This window comes from Alloalcanivorax xenomutans (genome assembly GCF_900217905.1).
Lineage (GTDB): Bacteria > Pseudomonadota > Gammaproteobacteria > Pseudomonadales > Alcanivoracaceae > Alloalcanivorax > Alloalcanivorax xenomutans.
Map to the genome: position 1 here is coordinate 1 of NZ_OBMO01000025.1, position 13,471 is coordinate 13,471.

Annotated in this window: 14 protein-coding genes; 3 read left to right on the forward strand and 11 right to left on the reverse strand. The window is 62.6% G+C overall.

The genetic code is table 11. From position 1 onward, the window contains the following. Positions 1 to 129: 129 nt before the first annotated feature. The 7 genes from queF to CRO06_RS17400 all read right to left on the reverse strand — a co-directional run bounded on the left by queF (position 130) and on the right by CRO06_RS17400 (position 6,716). Positions 130 to 951 (reverse strand): NADPH-dependent 7-cyano-7-deazaguanine reductase QueF, encoded by an 822-nt coding sequence (queF, locus tag CRO06_RS17370; protein WP_097058998.1) that lies wholly within the window; start codon positions 949 to 951, stop codon positions 130 to 132. 9 nt (positions 952 to 960) lie between these two features. Then, positions 961 to 1,734 (reverse strand): ABC transporter permease, encoded by a 774-nt coding sequence (locus tag CRO06_RS17375; protein WP_022993998.1) that lies wholly within the window; start codon positions 1,732 to 1,734, stop codon positions 961 to 963. Next, positions 1,731 to 2,672: an ABC transporter ATP-binding protein gene (locus tag CRO06_RS17380; RefSeq protein WP_022993997.1), complete on the reverse strand. Its 942-nt coding sequence runs from the start codon at positions 2,670 to 2,672 to the stop codon at positions 1,731 to 1,733. Before CRO06_RS17380 ends, CRO06_RS17375 begins: the two co-directional genes overlap by 4 nt. A 105-nt stretch (positions 2,673 to 2,777) precedes the next feature. Continuing rightward, positions 2,778 to 3,455, reverse strand: a complete 678-nt coding sequence (locus CRO06_RS17385; protein WP_097058999.1) for a histidine phosphatase family protein — start codon at positions 3,453 to 3,455, stop codon at positions 2,778 to 2,780. A 287-nt stretch (positions 3,456 to 3,742) separates the two neighbouring features. Beyond that, positions 3,743 to 4,432, reverse strand: coding sequence for an ABC transporter ATP-binding protein (locus CRO06_RS17390; protein WP_097059000.1), 690 nt, complete (start codon positions 4,430 to 4,432; stop codon positions 3,743 to 3,745). Then, positions 4,429 to 5,685, reverse strand: a complete 1,257-nt coding sequence (locus CRO06_RS17395; protein ID WP_218839899.1) for an ABC transporter permease — start codon at positions 5,683 to 5,685, stop codon at positions 4,429 to 4,431. Before CRO06_RS17395 ends, CRO06_RS17390 begins: the two co-directional genes overlap by 4 nt. Next, positions 5,682 to 6,716 (reverse strand): efflux RND transporter periplasmic adaptor subunit, encoded by a 1,035-nt coding sequence (locus CRO06_RS17400; RefSeq protein ID WP_218839900.1) that lies wholly within the window; start codon positions 6,714 to 6,716, stop codon positions 5,682 to 5,684. Before CRO06_RS17400 ends, CRO06_RS17395 begins: the two co-directional genes overlap by 4 nt. A gap of 97 nt (positions 6,717 to 6,813) precedes the next feature. On the opposite strand from CRO06_RS17400, the gene CRO06_RS17405 reads away from it, so the two are divergent. Further along, positions 6,814 to 7,518 (forward strand): TetR/AcrR family transcriptional regulator, encoded by a 705-nt coding sequence (locus CRO06_RS17405; protein ID WP_097059001.1) that lies wholly within the window; start codon positions 6,814 to 6,816, stop codon positions 7,516 to 7,518. A gap of 20 nt (positions 7,519 to 7,538) precedes the next feature. Here the strand turns inward: CRO06_RS17405 and CRO06_RS17410 are convergent, their stop codons facing one another. Next, positions 7,539 to 8,450 carry a LysR family transcriptional regulator gene (locus CRO06_RS17410; protein ID WP_097059002.1) on the reverse strand — a complete coding sequence of 304 codons (912 nt, stop codon included), beginning with the start codon at positions 8,448 to 8,450 and terminating at the stop codon, positions 7,539 to 7,541. Positions 8,451 to 8,549: 99 nt separating this feature from the next. On the opposite strand from CRO06_RS17410, the gene CRO06_RS17415 reads away from it, so the two are divergent. Next, positions 8,550 to 9,443, forward strand: a complete 894-nt coding sequence (locus tag CRO06_RS17415; RefSeq protein WP_097059003.1) for an MBL fold metallo-hydrolase — start codon at positions 8,550 to 8,552, stop codon at positions 9,441 to 9,443. Between the two features lie 19 nt (positions 9,444 to 9,462). Here the strand turns inward: CRO06_RS17415 and CRO06_RS17420 are convergent, their stop codons facing one another. Continuing rightward, on the reverse strand, positions 9,463 to 10,629 hold the full coding sequence (locus CRO06_RS17420) for a hypothetical protein (RefSeq protein WP_097059004.1): 1,167 nt from the start codon (positions 10,627 to 10,629) through the stop codon (positions 9,463 to 9,465). Beyond that, the gene (locus tag CRO06_RS17425) at positions 10,626 to 11,129 is read right to left on the reverse strand and encodes a hypothetical protein (protein ID WP_022993987.1); all 504 of its coding nucleotides are present in this window, start codon (positions 11,127 to 11,129) and stop codon (positions 10,626 to 10,628) included. Before CRO06_RS17425 ends, CRO06_RS17420 begins: the two co-directional genes overlap by 4 nt. Positions 11,130 to 11,401: 272 nt before the next feature. On the opposite strand from CRO06_RS17425, the gene CRO06_RS17430 reads away from it, so the two are divergent. After that, positions 11,402 to 12,262, forward strand: a complete 861-nt coding sequence (locus tag CRO06_RS17430; protein WP_022993986.1) for a universal stress protein — start codon at positions 11,402 to 11,404, stop codon at positions 12,260 to 12,262. Positions 12,263 to 12,326: 64 nt separating this feature from the next. Here CRO06_RS17430 and CRO06_RS19970 read toward each other — a convergent pair whose 3' ends face one another. Beyond that, positions 12,327 to 13,388 carry a hypothetical protein gene (locus CRO06_RS19970; RefSeq protein WP_143247759.1) on the reverse strand — a complete coding sequence of 354 codons (1,062 nt, stop codon included), beginning with the start codon at positions 13,386 to 13,388 and terminating at the stop codon, positions 12,327 to 12,329. Positions 13,389 to 13,471 lie beyond the last annotated feature (83 nt).

A 13,471-nucleotide genomic window follows, 5' to 3' on the forward strand; every position in this document is an offset into this window, starting at 1 on the left:
CTCGCGTTTGAACGCGTCACTAAACCGACGCTTGCTGCGAAATTGCATACACCTTCCTCGTCAATGAAGGTGTCTACTTTTTTGGGGCCACTCCACTTTTTTAACTGTTCACTTTTAACTCTTCACTATTCACTGTCTTATTGTGCGTCGGTTCTCCGGCGCCGCTTCGAAGTTGCTGCGGAACGGGTTGATGTCGAGGCCGCCGCGGCGGGTGAAGCGGCCGAGGACGGAGAGTTTGGCCGGGGCACATTGGCGCTGCAGGTCGACGAACATCTGCTCGACGATCTGCTCATGGAAGCCCTGGTGGTTGCGCAGGGAGACCACATAGCGCAGGAAACCCGCCGGATCGATGGGCACGCCTTCATAGCGCACCACCACCGTGCCCCAATCCGGCTGGTTGGTCACCGGGCAATGGCTGCGCAGGAGGTGCGAATAGAGTTCACCCTGGTGTGCCTCCCCCGTCGTGGTGGTCAGCAGGTCCGGGCGGTACTCGACGGTGTCAATGGTCAGATCCAGCTCATCCACGCAAACACCATCGCCATGCCAGGCCGGTTGGGCCGCCGCCTCGTCCAGGGAAAGAATCCGCACCGTCACCGCTTCTCCGGCCACCTTGCCCAGGTCGGCTGTGATGATCTCCCGTACGGAATCGGCATCGGTGTAGCGGCTGTTGGCGAACGAATTCAGGTAAAGCTTCAGCGATTTGGACTCGATGATGTTGTCCGAGGTGCACGGCACCCGGACTTCCACCAGCGCCACATGGGGTTTGCCGCCCTGGTCCAACCAGGACAGCTCGTAGCCGGTCCATAGATCCTCGCCCCGGAACGGCAGGGTGCCGGTCAGCGCCAGGCTTTCCCGTGCCAGTGCCCGGGGCACCGGATACAGCAGTTCCGGTGCGTATTGATCCACGTACTCACTAGTTTGCCCCAGCGGGGCGTCTTGCAAATAGCTCATTATCTTGTCTCAGGCGCGGATACCGGTGCCACGGCGCAGCAGCCACAGGGCCAGGATATAAAAGCCCAACACGAACAGCGCGATGGTCCCCAGGGACGTGTACACATTAACGTCACTGACTCCCAGAATACCGTAACGGAAGGCGTTGACCATGTAGACGATGGGGTTGGCCAGGGTCACCGTACGCCAGAAATCCGGCAGCAGCTCCAACGAATAAAACACCCCGCCCAGATAGGTCAGCGGCGTCAGCACGAAGTTGGGGATGATGCTGATGTCGTCGAAATTACGGGCGAACACCGCGTTGATGAAACCACCGAGGGAGAACAACGCCGCCGTCATCACCACCACCGACAGCGTGATCCAGGCATGCTGCAGCGTCAGATGGGTGAAGAACAGACTCAGCACGGTAACGATGCCGCCGACCATCAAACCGCGGGCGATACCGCCCACCATGTAGCCGGTGAGAATGACGTGGGCCGGCATCGGCGACACCATCATCTCCTCGATGGAATGCTGGAACTTGGTGGAGAAGAACGAACTGACCACATTGCCGTAGCTGTTCTGGATCACGCTCATCATGATCAGACCGGGCACGATGTATTGCATGTAATCGAAGCCGCCCATATCACCGATGCGGCTGCCCACCAGGTTGCCGAAGATGACGAAATACAGGGACATGGTGATCGCCGGCGGCAGCAACGTCTGCGGCCAGATACGCACGAAGCGCCGGATTTCCTTGGTCACCAGGGTGAGAAACGCCACCCACTGTTCAGTAAAACTCACGAGGCGGCCTCCTTGCCGGCAAGATCCGCGTTGCGTTCCACCAGTCGCACGAACAATTCCTCCAGCCGGTTGGCTTTGTTACGCATGCTCAGCACTTGAATGTCCTGTTCCGCCAGGGCACCGAACAGGCGATTGAGACTCTCGGTTTTCGGCACATCCACTTCCAGGGTGGCGGCATCACGCAGGCGCACGTGGAAACCGCACAACTCCGGCGCGCTTTGCAGCGGCCGTTGCAGATCAAGCACGAAGGTCTCCACCTGCAGCTTCTCCAGCAGGGATCTCATATCGGTGTTTTCGACGATCACGCCGTGGTCGATGATGGCGATGCGCCGGCACAGCGACTCCGCCTCTTCCAGATAATGAGTGGTGAGAATGATGGTGCGCCCTTGCTCATTCAGACCGATGAGAAAATCCCACATGGAGCGGCGCAACTCGATGTCGACGCCGGCGGTGGGCTCATCCAGGATCAGCAGCTCCGGTTCGTGCACCAGCGCGCGGGCGATCATCAGGCGGCGCTTCATGCCCCCGGAGAGCATGCGCGCGGCGGACTGGCGCTTCTCCCACAACCCGAGCTGGCGCAGATATTTCTCCGCCTGGCGCCGGGCCTCGGCGATGGGGATGCCGTAGAACCCGGCCTGGGTGACGACGATGTCGTACACTTTCTCGAATTGATTGAAGTTAAATTCCTGCGGCACCACACCGATCTTCTTTTTTGCCAGTGCCCGCTCCCGGTCCAGGGAATGCCCGAAGATCTCGACCTCTCCGCCGCTCTTGTTCACCAGAGAACTGACGATGCCGATGGTGGTGGATTTGCCGGCGCCATTGGGGCCCAGCAATGCGAAGAACTCGCCTTTTTCAACGGTCAGGTCGATGCCCTTGAGCGCCTGGACACCGTTGCCGTAGGTTTTGGTCAGATTACGAATGGTCAAGGCCGACAAAAATCACCTCTCTTTCCGGTCTGGGGCGGAAAACGGATCCAATCCGAGTGCTTTACCAATCGGTGCGTAGCGAACGGTAGTTAATGGGGATAACCAAAGACAAAATCAAGCAGAGGCACGCAGCAAGCGGTGGCCACGTTCACCACGCCATACCCAGTGCATGCCGCCGTCCTGGAACCAGACCCACAGGCCTTCCATCATCCACGGCCAATCGTCCTGGTTGATGGAGCGCCGCCCTTCCAGCTCCGCCACCAGCACCGCGAGAATGGTGTCATGGGTCACGTGCACCGCCAGTTCACCGTGGCCAGGCTCCCGGTTCCGCAAGTAGACGGCCAGCTTGGCGCAGCCATCCGCCGGCGACAGCATGCCCTCGAACGGATTCTGCAAATGGCGATTGAGGAATCGCATGGCGCCCATCTTCAGAAAGGTGGGTCCCACCCGATTCATGTCCTGCACATAGCACCCCGGTTCCACCAGCGTGTTATCGGTGAGCACGTCCATGGGACGATCGATCAAACCGGCGCGCAGCGCGCCCTCGGCCATGGCCTTGGCGGTATCCACGCAACGTCCCACCGGGCTGGAATAAAACGCCGACACCGGGCGCGCCAGCTGCCCTCCCCAATCCCGGGCCAGTTCGATGCCTTCCGGCGTCAACGGCAAACGGTAATCCGCGAACCCGTTCTTGGCCAGCTCCCGAACCGAGTGGCGGGTCAACAAGTGCACCGGCCGGTCCGACGGCAATAAATTGAGTGCATGCAATAATCGAGGGTGTAATCGGGCCATGGCAGATCGTCTCGCTGTCCCGCACATCTTAGGGCCTGGGGGGATTTTCTGCACCCTTCTTGCCAGGAGTTATTGCAACGATTAACACCTCGACCGCCAACGGACTACCGCGAGCGCGGCGGCCACCTGATCGGGATGCAACCGGGCGGCGGCATTTTCATACCATTGTGGCGGGCACGCTTACACACATACGCCGATTCGCTGGCAAGCCAGCTTCCCACGGAGAAAGCCACGGAGCCGCTGTGGGAAGCTGGCTTGCCAGCGAATTCCGAGACAGCACGGGCGGCTCACTGGAGGCGCCCCTGACCCTCAAGCCGGCCATCCACCAGATGCAGGCGCCGGCCCATGCGCGCCGCCAGCTCCATATCGTGGGTTACCGCGATCACCGTTTTACCGCGCTGATGCACCAGATCGTGAAGAATGGAGAAGACCTGTTCGGAACTGGCGCTGTCCAGGCTGCCGGTGGGCTCATCCGCCAGCACCAGGGGCGGATCGTTGGCCAGCGCCCGGGCCACCGCCACACGCTGGCGCTGGCCGCCGGACAGTTGATGCGGCCGTTTGTGCAGATGCGCTTCCAGGCCCAGCACCGCCAACAGCTCGGCGGCGCGTTCGCGCTGCTCGCGGTCGTTGCGTTCACCCAGCTTGCGCATCGGCAGCATGACATTGTCCAGGGCGCTGAATTCCGGCAACAGAAAATGGAACTGGAATACAAACCCCAGGGTTCGCAAACGCAATGCGGCCCGTGCGGCTTCGTCCAGCTCGGCGGTGTCCTGGTCAATCAACACCAGACGGCCCCGGGTTAACTGATCCAGCAGGCCAAGCAGGTACAGCAGCGAAGACTTGCCGGAGCCGGAGGGGCCGGTAATGGCGACGAATTCCCCACCGGATACCGTCAGGGAGACGTCGTCCACCAGCGTCACCGGCACGGTACCCGGGAGAATCCGCGTCAGGTGCTCACCACGCAACAATACGCTCATGACGCTCCCCGGATAATATCCACTGGATGCAGACGGGCGGCGCGACGGGCCGGCAGGTAACCGGCCATGGACGCCGAGGCCAGTGCGCATCCGGCCGCGACCAGGTAATGCCAGACATTCCAGGCCAGTGGCAGATGCGTCATCTCCTGGGCCACGCCGGCACCGGAGAGCTCGAAACGCACCATCGACATGGCCACGCACAACAGTGCGCCGATCATCCAGCCGATGACCGAGCCGGCAACCCCGAAGGCCACGCCTTCCGCCACGAACAACCGGCGTATGTCGCGCTCGGTAAAGCCCAGGGATTTGAGGATGGCGATGTCGCGGCTTTTTTCGTGGGTGATGGTGGAAATAATGTTGAAGATGCCAAACCCGGCCACCACCAGAATGGCGCCGACCACCGTGTACATGATCACATTGCGCACCACCAGCGCTTCCAGCAGGGATTCGTTGGCTTCCTGCCAGGCCACCGTCTTATAGCCGATCCGCCGCTCGGCCCGGCGCGCCACCTCCGGCGCCAGCGCCGGATCCGCCAGCCGCAGGCGAATGTCGTTGATGACATTGGGCCGGTCACTGAGAGTCTGGGCTTTGGTCAGCAGCACATACCCTTCCCCCTCGTCACGGGCGGTGGTGCCGGTATGAAACAGACCGGTGATCTTGAAGGAACGGGACTCACCGGTGGCGGACACCAGCGACACTGTGGTGCCCAGCCGGGCACCCAGTTTTTCCGCCAGGCGATCGCCGACCACCAGATTGTTGCCACCGAACGCCAGTGACTGGAAATCCCCGGCGATGAACTCTTCCGGCTTGATCGCCGCCACCGCCTGGGCCTGATCCGGCTCGATGCCGACCAGAGTCAGGCCCTGGTCCCGGCCGGCATAACGGACCACCCCCTGGGTACGCAGACTCCAGGCCAGTGAGCCCGGCACCCAACCGGAAAGGCGGGCGCGCACCTCCACCGGATTGAGAATGCCGCGCCGGTCCTCCTTCGGGCGCAGACCAGCGATGGCAACGGCATCGAAGCGATCCTGCACCGGCTGGCGCCGGGCATGACGAAATTCATCGGTGATCCGCACATGCGGCATGGCGTTGACCATCTGCTCGATCATGTCGTCCTCGCCTCCCTGCATCAGAGCCGCCATGGCAATGGAGAACCCGACGCCCAAAGCCACGCTGAGGACCGCCACCAGGGTCTGCCGGCCGCGTCCCAACACATGGGAGCGGGCCAGATCCAGGACCACCGGCACCTTCATGGCGGCGCCTCCCGCCGCTCCGGGCGCACCCGGTCTCCGTGTTCCCGATCGTCCGGAAAGGGCACGATCACAGCGGTTTCCGCGGACACGCCGTCACGCACTTCCACCTGATCGATGCCGCGAATGCCCACCGCCACCGATGCCATCACCACGCGGCCATCCCGGACCCACGCCAGCCGGTCCCCGTCGAACGCATTCGCCGGCAACAGCCAGGCGTGGCGGGAAACCCGGGTGACGATATTGGCCTCCACCGTCATCCCCACCCTCAGCGGGGTGCGCTCCGGCAATGCCAGATAAACCCGGTAGGTCTTGGCCACCGGGTCACCTTTCGGGGTGATTCGTTCGACCCGGGCTTCCAGGGATTGCCCTGGAAAAGCGTCCGAGTTGAGCAAGACGTCCTGACCGGTCTCGACCTGGGGAATGTCTTCCTCATTGACTTCCGCCACTACCCACAGCGGCCGTGGCCGCCCTATCCAGAACAACGGCGTGTCCGGGCTGGCGATCTCTCCGGGTTCACCCTCATCGCGCAACACATGACCATCCATGGGCGCCCGTATCTGATGGTATTCCAACACGGTGCGTTGACGCTCCACCGCCGCTCGGGTCTGCTCCGCCTCGCTCCTGGCCTGGTCCAGCGCCTGGCGACTGACCGCGTTGCGGGCCGCCAGCACCTTGAGGCGCTGATAATCGATTTCCGCGCGCCGTGCCCTGGCCCCCAGTTCGGCCAGAGTGGCGCGGGCCTCGCGGTCATCCAGGCTCGCCAATACCTGACCTTCACTGACCTGTTCCCCCTCGCAGCGGCAATGGGTTTGCAGACGCCCACTCACCAGCGGCGCCACCCGCGCCCAATAGCGAGGTTCCACTTCCCCTGTGGCGTAGACCACCTCGGCGGCATCGCCACGTTGCGGAGCCACCACCGTCACCGTCGGTGGCCGCCACAACCAGAACCACAGCAGCCCCAGGAATAGCATCAGCGCGAGCAACCACCCGAACCGCTTGAGCAAAACAGGCTTACCGGAGACCCATTGCATCCCTTGTCCTTGCTGCTTAGTCTATCTACAGACCGACCGTCGGTTTATTACAGACAGACCGTCGGTCTGTCGTCAAGCCCACAGACAGGACACGGTGATGCCACGCACCCCGCAAAACCCGGAACGACGCCGGGATCAACTCCTGGATTGCGCCCAGACTCTGTTCTTTGAGCAGGGTTATGAAGCCACCACCGTCAACCACATCCTGCAGCGCTCCGGTCTCTCCAAAGGGGGGTTCTATCATTATTTCGCCTCCAAGGAGGACGTCCTGGAAGCCATTGTCGCGCGGGTGGCGGAACGTTCCGTGGCCCAGGTCAACGATTTGGTGGAACAGGACAACGGCGATGCCCTGACCCGGCTGAACGCCTTTTTGCGGCGCTCCCGGCAGCTCAAACTGGAGACCGCGCCGCAGTTACGACCGCTGTTCAGCGTCATCTTCAGCCCCGGCCATCAGTCCCTGTTTCATCGCATCAACCAGGCCAATATGACGCTGGTTGGGCCGCTGCTGGCACGCCTCATCCAGCAGGGTATCGAGGAAGGCCGTTTCCAGGTGCCGGATGCCACCGCCGCGGCGGAAATCATCATGCAGTTGGGCGCCAGCACCTATGATGCGGTGGGCCGGGCGGTATACGCCCAGGGCACGCCTGAAGCCAAGGCGGCGAACCAGGCGCTGGAGCGGCGTCTTCAGTTCCAGGGGCTGGCCATCGATCGTATTCTCGGCCTGCCGGATGGCAGCATCCGCTACATTGACCCCGGCTTCGTCGAGGCGCTAATGCGCCTGCTGGATGACACCGCTGAATAACCAACGGCGAACACCGGGTCTCAGTGCCACAGTGGATCCTGACCGAACCATTCCGCCAGATAATCCAGCAGCGCCCGTAACGCCGGCGGCATATGACGCCGTGAGCGGTAAATCGCGGAAATGGCCAGATCCTCGGGGCGCCAGTCCGGCAGCAACGCCACCAGGCGGCCGCTGTCGATCAGAGGCGCCGCCGCGTACACCGGCTGCAGGGCAATACCCAACCCCGCGCTGGCGGCTTCCAGCAGTGCCATGGGATCGTTGGCGTTGAGGTTGCCTTCCACCGGCACCGACACCTCGCCGCCAGCGCCTTCACCATCATGACGCTGGAAACGCCAAAGACTTTTACCGAAATAGGAATAGGTCAAACAGTTATGGTCGGCCAGTGCCTCCACCCGCTCCGGCATGCCGCGCGCGGCCAGATAGGACGGCGATGCGCACACCACCGAAGCGCAATTGGCCAGGCGGCGGGCGATCAGATTGGGATCCAGCTGGTTGGTGATGCGGATCGCCAGATCAATGCGTTCTTCCACCAGATTCACCGGGTGATACCCCACCTGGAGGTCAATGGCGGTGTGCCGGTAGGTCTGCAGATAGCCGGTCAGCGCCTTACCCAGCGCCGCCTGGGCCAGCGACGGCGCGCACGCCACCCGCAACCGGCCACGTGGTTGGCCATCGTCGGTGCCGCCGAGGGTTTCGATATCCTCGGCCAGTGCCAGCATTTCCCGGCACCGGCTCAGCGCCCTTTCGCCCGCCTCGGTGAGACTCAGGCGCCGGGTGCTGCGGTGCAGCAGCCGGGCATCGGCCCATTGCTCCATTCGTGCCAGATAACGGGTGACTTGAGCCCGGGAAAGATCGAGCGCGCGGGCGGCGGCGGACAGACTGCCCTGCTCAACGATGCTGACAAACACCCTGGCGGCGATCAATCGATCCATATTGTTTCCAGATTCGCAACAGTGGTGTTCATTTTACAGGGTATTTGCATCCTTTATTGCAACTTACCATGAAGGCCTGACTCAATCAGGAGATCCTTTATGTCCCTCAAATCCATGCTCATCCAGGCGCTCGGTGGCGGCCTGCTGGCGTTGAGCGCCCTCACGGCCCAGGCGGCACCGCTGCATCTGGATGTGTATAACCCCGGCGAGGCGTCGGTGTTTCCGGTGACCTCCACTTTGATCACCGGCGAACGCGAAGCACTGCTGATCGACGCTCAGTTCCAGCGCGACGACGCTCAGGCTCTGGTGGACAAGATCCGGGCCAGCGGCAAGACACTGACCACCATCTACATCAGCCATAGCGATCCTGATTATTACTTCGGCCTGGACCTGATCCATGCGGCATTCCCGGCGGCCAAACTTCTCGCCACCGGTGAGACCCGCGCCAAGATTCTGGCCAACAAGGACCGTAAATTGGAGTACTGGGGGCCAATCCTGAAAGACAACGCGCCACGGCAAATTATTGTGCCGGACGCCATGGAAGGCGATCGGCTGGCACTGGAAGGTAAGTCACTGAACGTGATCGGCCTCAACGGGCCCGCCCCCGAGCGCACCGTGCTGTGGATCCCATCCCTTAAAACGGTGCTCGGCGGCGTACCGGTCTCGGCCAACATTCACGTGTGGATCGCCGATACGCAAACGGAAACATCACGCAGTAACTGGCTGACCCTGCTCGAACAACTGCAAGCACTGAACCCGGATCAGGTCATCCCCGGCCACTACCTGCCCAACGCCGATGGCACCTCGCCCTTCGACGGCCAGGCCCTGGCGTTTACCCGTGATTATCTCACTGCCTTCGAGAGCGAAGCAGCCCGCGCCGACAATGCGGCCGACCTGATCACCGCCATGCAACGACGTTACCCAACCCTTGAGGACAGCAGTTCCCTGGAACTCAGCGCCAAGGTGATCAAGGGAGAGATGAGCTGGCCCTGATGGGAAGGGATGCTCCGAGTCAGTCTGACGGATAGTATCCATTGAAGGGCGGCCTCTGGATCCACCATCGCGGTGTGTCGGCACGCCGGATCGGACAGCGCACCAGGGCACTGCCGTCAATGCTGATAGTGCGGCCATGCTCATGGCGCAAGACGGCGGAGGCCTTCCTCCCCGTGGCGCCACCGCGCAAGGCCGCGTCCTGTTCCGGCTTGTCACCACAACGCAGTTGCAGAGTGCTGTGGAATTCACCCGGCGCCGGCGCCTCCCCCTCGGCCGTGAGCACGGCGCAGTATTGATCGAACCACTGCAGCGCCCCGCCGGACGGCCGCGACAAATCCAGGGACACCCGTTCGTCAGCGCCGCCACGATCGCACCCTCTGGCCTGGCGCGCGTAAACGCCGTCATAGAACCGGCCCGCCCGTCGCCGGTACGGCTCCGCCGGATCAGGCACTTCATCGACCCTCTGAACAGACAGTACCTGGCGAATCTCCCGCCGTTCCCGCCGGGTGTCCGCCAGTACCATCGCTTCCACCTTACAGAGGGCGTCCTCGCGGCAAGCCGCTTTAACCGGGTTCAGGATCGCACTGCCGGCGGGGATAGAGCAGTGATAGTCGCCTTTAATCACCATTCCGGTCTCACCGGAGGCCATCCGCGGATAGCCGTAGCACAGCGCCCATTGCAGAGCCTCCGGTTCCACGGTGGGTGTCATCCGTGCCCGAATCGCCGGTGGAATCCGGTCCGCCTCGGAAGGGCAAGGCTCATACCGGGTGGCGATACGCTCCCCCTCCATATACCAGTCCGCCCCCTGCACGCCCGGCTCCACCCCGGAAGAGAAACAGGCCGCCGCCGGCGCGCCCCGCGGTGAAATCAGCAACGCCCAACTAACGTCGCCGCCACTGGCCGGGTCGAAGGCATGCATAAGCAGGCCATGGTCCGTTACCAGGATTTTCCCGGCGACCCCATCGCGGGTCTCAACCAGAAGGGCCTGGCGAATGCCGGGATCTTCCACCGCCGCGGTGACCGCGGCTTCCACCAAGGGGGCATCCAGGAAGGAGGCGCCGTCGACGTCATCCCACGGATACCGGCCCGCGTAACGATCCAGGGCCGCCGCCGTATCCGCGCTGCCAACAGCGGGCAGCACCATTAACGTGGCGGCCGCCACCGCCAGCCATTTCCTTTGATTCATGCCGGGTGCCCCTTTTTCCGCCCAGATCCGCTTTCACCGCGCGCCTTGCGCAACAGAATACCGCCGACAATCAACCCCACGGCGCCGATCACCGTGTAAGGCAACGCCATGGCCAGCAGCCAGAACCAGAATGCGGTGGAGGCATCACTTTCCGCCCGGGAGCCGGGGTTGATCAGGGCTCCGAGGTCCAGCCCCGAAAACAACAGAGTGGAAACGATGTTCAGCAGCAACACCGCGCCCAGTATCACCAGCCCCCAGCCGATCAGCCGTTTCATCACGGAGATCCGCGCCAGCCATACGGCGCTGGCAACGGCCACTACCAGTTGAATCACCAGCGCCGCGATGATCACGTAATGGAACGCCGTGGGATCCTCGGCCAGCCACTGGGGCTCGGCACCAAGAACGGGAGAGAGGAAGGGAGCGACAATGCCAAAACTGACCCGCCCGATGACAACACCGAAAAGAATCCCCGCCAGCCACCTGATCCATGTGGATTTCATTCGGTCCCTGCCTTGTTTGTAAAAGCCGATGGGCGATATCGGGTTTGGCACGCAATCGCACCCGGCCAATAGTAAACGGATGTGGTCGGACGCACCAAGCATATTGAGCGCCGTACCGGCGGTGGCGAACGCCCTTTTCGCGGGCGGGGGTCGGCCGGGATTTTGACCAGGATCAACTCTCCCGCCATCCGCTGGCGTACTGTCGAATTGTGGCCCCGTGAATGTTCACGGCGCCGTCATCAGCCCCGCCACGCCAGTCGGGAGGAGGTTCCATGTTCACCACCGCACTTGTCGCCCTGGACCAGTCACCCGCCGCGCCGCCCACGCTGGCCCGTGTGGCGGATCTGAGCAGCTGGGGTATCAAAAAAGTGATTCTCACCCATGTGGTGCGAGTCGGGTACAACCAGTTCGCCGCCTACGACCACGGTGAGAATTACCGGGAATGGCTGGAACGCTGCGCCGAACCGCTCAAGGAAGCCGGCCTCGAAGTAACGGTCTGCGTGCGTATCTCCGGTCTGGTGGCCGATGAGCTGCTGGCCATCGCCGCGGAGTTCAAAGCGGATTTGCTGCTCATCGGGTCCCGGGCGCACAGTCGCGTCAGCAACCTGTTTCTGGGTAGCGTCGCCCGTGACCTGATCCGCAAGACCACCCTCCCGCTGTTTCTGGAATGGATTACCCCCGAAACGGACGACACCGGAACCCAGGGCACGGCTCCCGGCAGGCCGGCGCTGGAGCATGTACTGATGGCCACGGACCTGTCCAAATACGCCAGCGGCGCGGAAAACCTGCTCCGGGAATTGTCCACCCAGGCCAAGCGCATCGATCTGCTAACCGTGCTAACCCCCGACGGCCTGAATAACACCCCGGCCTTGCCGGTGATGGCCCTAGCGGCACTGAATCACATTCGTGACTACCTACCCGACGAGGCAGGAGAGGTCAGTGTGCTGACAGAGCGTGGAGCCCCGGCGGAAACCATACTGCGCATCGCCGCCGAGCGAGACTGCTCCCTGATCCTTATCGGCAAGCACGGCCAGGGCTGGCTGGAAAGCAAGCTCGTCGGCACGACCGCCACCGAAGTCTGCGAAGCGGCGCAGCGCCCGGTGCTGGTGGCGCCCCTGCTGGATCATCAATAGCAACGATGGCGACGCCAGGCAGGTCGATTCTGAACGGGATGGCGGCAGGAGCCGGCGGGACCGCTCAGCAATCGTATTGAGGTTCCGGGATCCGCAGCGGGCGGTTCAGGATCCTGCTGAGATGGGAGGCGAGATCGTCCAGTGCGTCCATGTCGCCGTGGGATCCGGAAATACTCAGTTCCCTCTCCATTCCATCAGTGGGTTGAAGGGCGGCGGTCAAGGCGGCGCCACCCCCACCCTTGGCCGGTCGAAGCTTTTGCAGGCGAAGCGCGACAATGCACTGAGCCGGTATGATGTGCAGCTGCCGCGAGCAAACGATCAAGGCCTTGCGGTCCGGCGAATGGCCGACCTGACCCAAAAAATTGTCCTGATCCAGAGGAGGCAGGCAAACGAAATCCTGGCCGTAGTCGCCAGGGGCACTGGCCCACAATGCCCTCAGTGTTGATGCCAGCGCCGTCCCACCCACTTTGTCCAAAGGGGTAAAACCTCTCAACCATTCTCTTTCCTGCACCGTCATCGGGCGACGATAGCCGGGCTCGATATAAATTGAGCAGGCGGTTTTCAGCCGCCGGTCCCGCTCATGGGCCGGAATGTTCCCGCTCCATCCCGGAGGTTGAAGCTTTGGTGGCCAGACGATCAGCGAAACACGGGCCGGACCGGCACGCCAGATGGAGGAGACCGTATTGTTGCGTACTCCGATTGGAGCCGGCCCCAGCAGTTCAGCCATGCGACGATGGGCATGACGAAGGTTGGCGAGGGGATCCGTTTTGATCCAGACGCTCCCGCTGAACCCTTGAGGCACCTGATCGCGCAGCGCTATCCGGGAGAGCTGCGGAGAGATGGGATAGAGCAAGCCGTCGAGCTCCAAGGGACAAGGCGTGATCGGGCATTGCTCCCAACCGTAAGCGGGATGGTGAACCAGGCCATGGCGGTCAATAAGATCCTGGCAGCTTGCCCGCCAGGGAAAGCCGATGCGGTCCAGCATATCCTGAATGGCATTGCCCTCCCCCGGAGCCCAGGGCAACTCGAGGTCGGCGGGTTGCTCTACCACCGGTGGCGTGTCGTCACGCCCTCCGAATAATTCGCGCAGCTTGCGAAGAACATCGGAAAACTCAGGTCTCGTCATTGAGGGCACTTCTTCCTGGGGCGACCGTTACCGGAGATTACCACGGCTGGCGGGTCCACACGGAGTCCGTTGCGGACGTTGGC

What these genes read in the sequence shown, in the direction of transcription:
- queF (WP_097058998.1), bottom strand. Translation starts at nt 951, where the DNA reads ATGAGCTATTTGCAAGACGCCCCGCTGGGGCAAACTAGTGAGTACGTG.
- CRO06_RS17385 (WP_097058999.1), bottom strand. Translation starts at nt 3,455, where the DNA reads ATGGCCCGATTACACCCTCGATTATTGCATGCACTCAATTTATTGCCG.
- CRO06_RS17390 (WP_097059000.1), bottom strand. Translation starts at nt 4,432, where the DNA reads ATGAGCGTATTGTTGCGTGGTGAGCACCTGACGCGGATTCTCCCGGGT.
- CRO06_RS17395 (WP_218839899.1), bottom strand. Translation starts at nt 5,685, where the DNA reads ATGAAGGTGCCGGTGGTCCTGGATCTGGCCCGCTCCCATGTGTTGGGA.
- CRO06_RS17400 (WP_218839900.1), bottom strand. Translation starts at nt 6,716, where the DNA reads ATGCAATGGGTCTCCGGTAAGCCTGTTTTGCTCAAGCGGTTCGGGTGG.
- CRO06_RS17405 (WP_097059001.1), top strand. Translation starts at nt 6,814, where the DNA reads ATGCCACGCACCCCGCAAAACCCGGAACGACGCCGGGATCAACTCCTG.
- CRO06_RS17410 (WP_097059002.1), bottom strand. Translation starts at nt 8,450, where the DNA reads ATGGATCGATTGATCGCCGCCAGGGTGTTTGTCAGCATCGTTGAGCAG.
- CRO06_RS17415 (WP_097059003.1), top strand. Translation starts at nt 8,550, where the DNA reads ATGTCCCTCAAATCCATGCTCATCCAGGCGCTCGGTGGCGGCCTGCTG.
- CRO06_RS17420 (WP_097059004.1), bottom strand. Translation starts at nt 10,629, where the DNA reads ATGAATCAAAGGAAATGGCTGGCGGTGGCGGCCGCCACGTTAATGGTG.
- CRO06_RS17425 (WP_022993987.1), bottom strand. Translation starts at nt 11,129, where the DNA reads ATGAAATCCACATGGATCAGGTGGCTGGCGGGGATTCTTTTCGGTGTT.
- CRO06_RS17430 (WP_022993986.1), top strand. Translation starts at nt 11,402, where the DNA reads ATGTTCACCACCGCACTTGTCGCCCTGGACCAGTCACCCGCCGCGCCG.
- CRO06_RS19970 (WP_143247759.1), bottom strand. Translation starts at nt 13,388, where the DNA reads ATGACGAGACCTGAGTTTTCCGATGTTCTTCGCAAGCTGCGCGAATTA.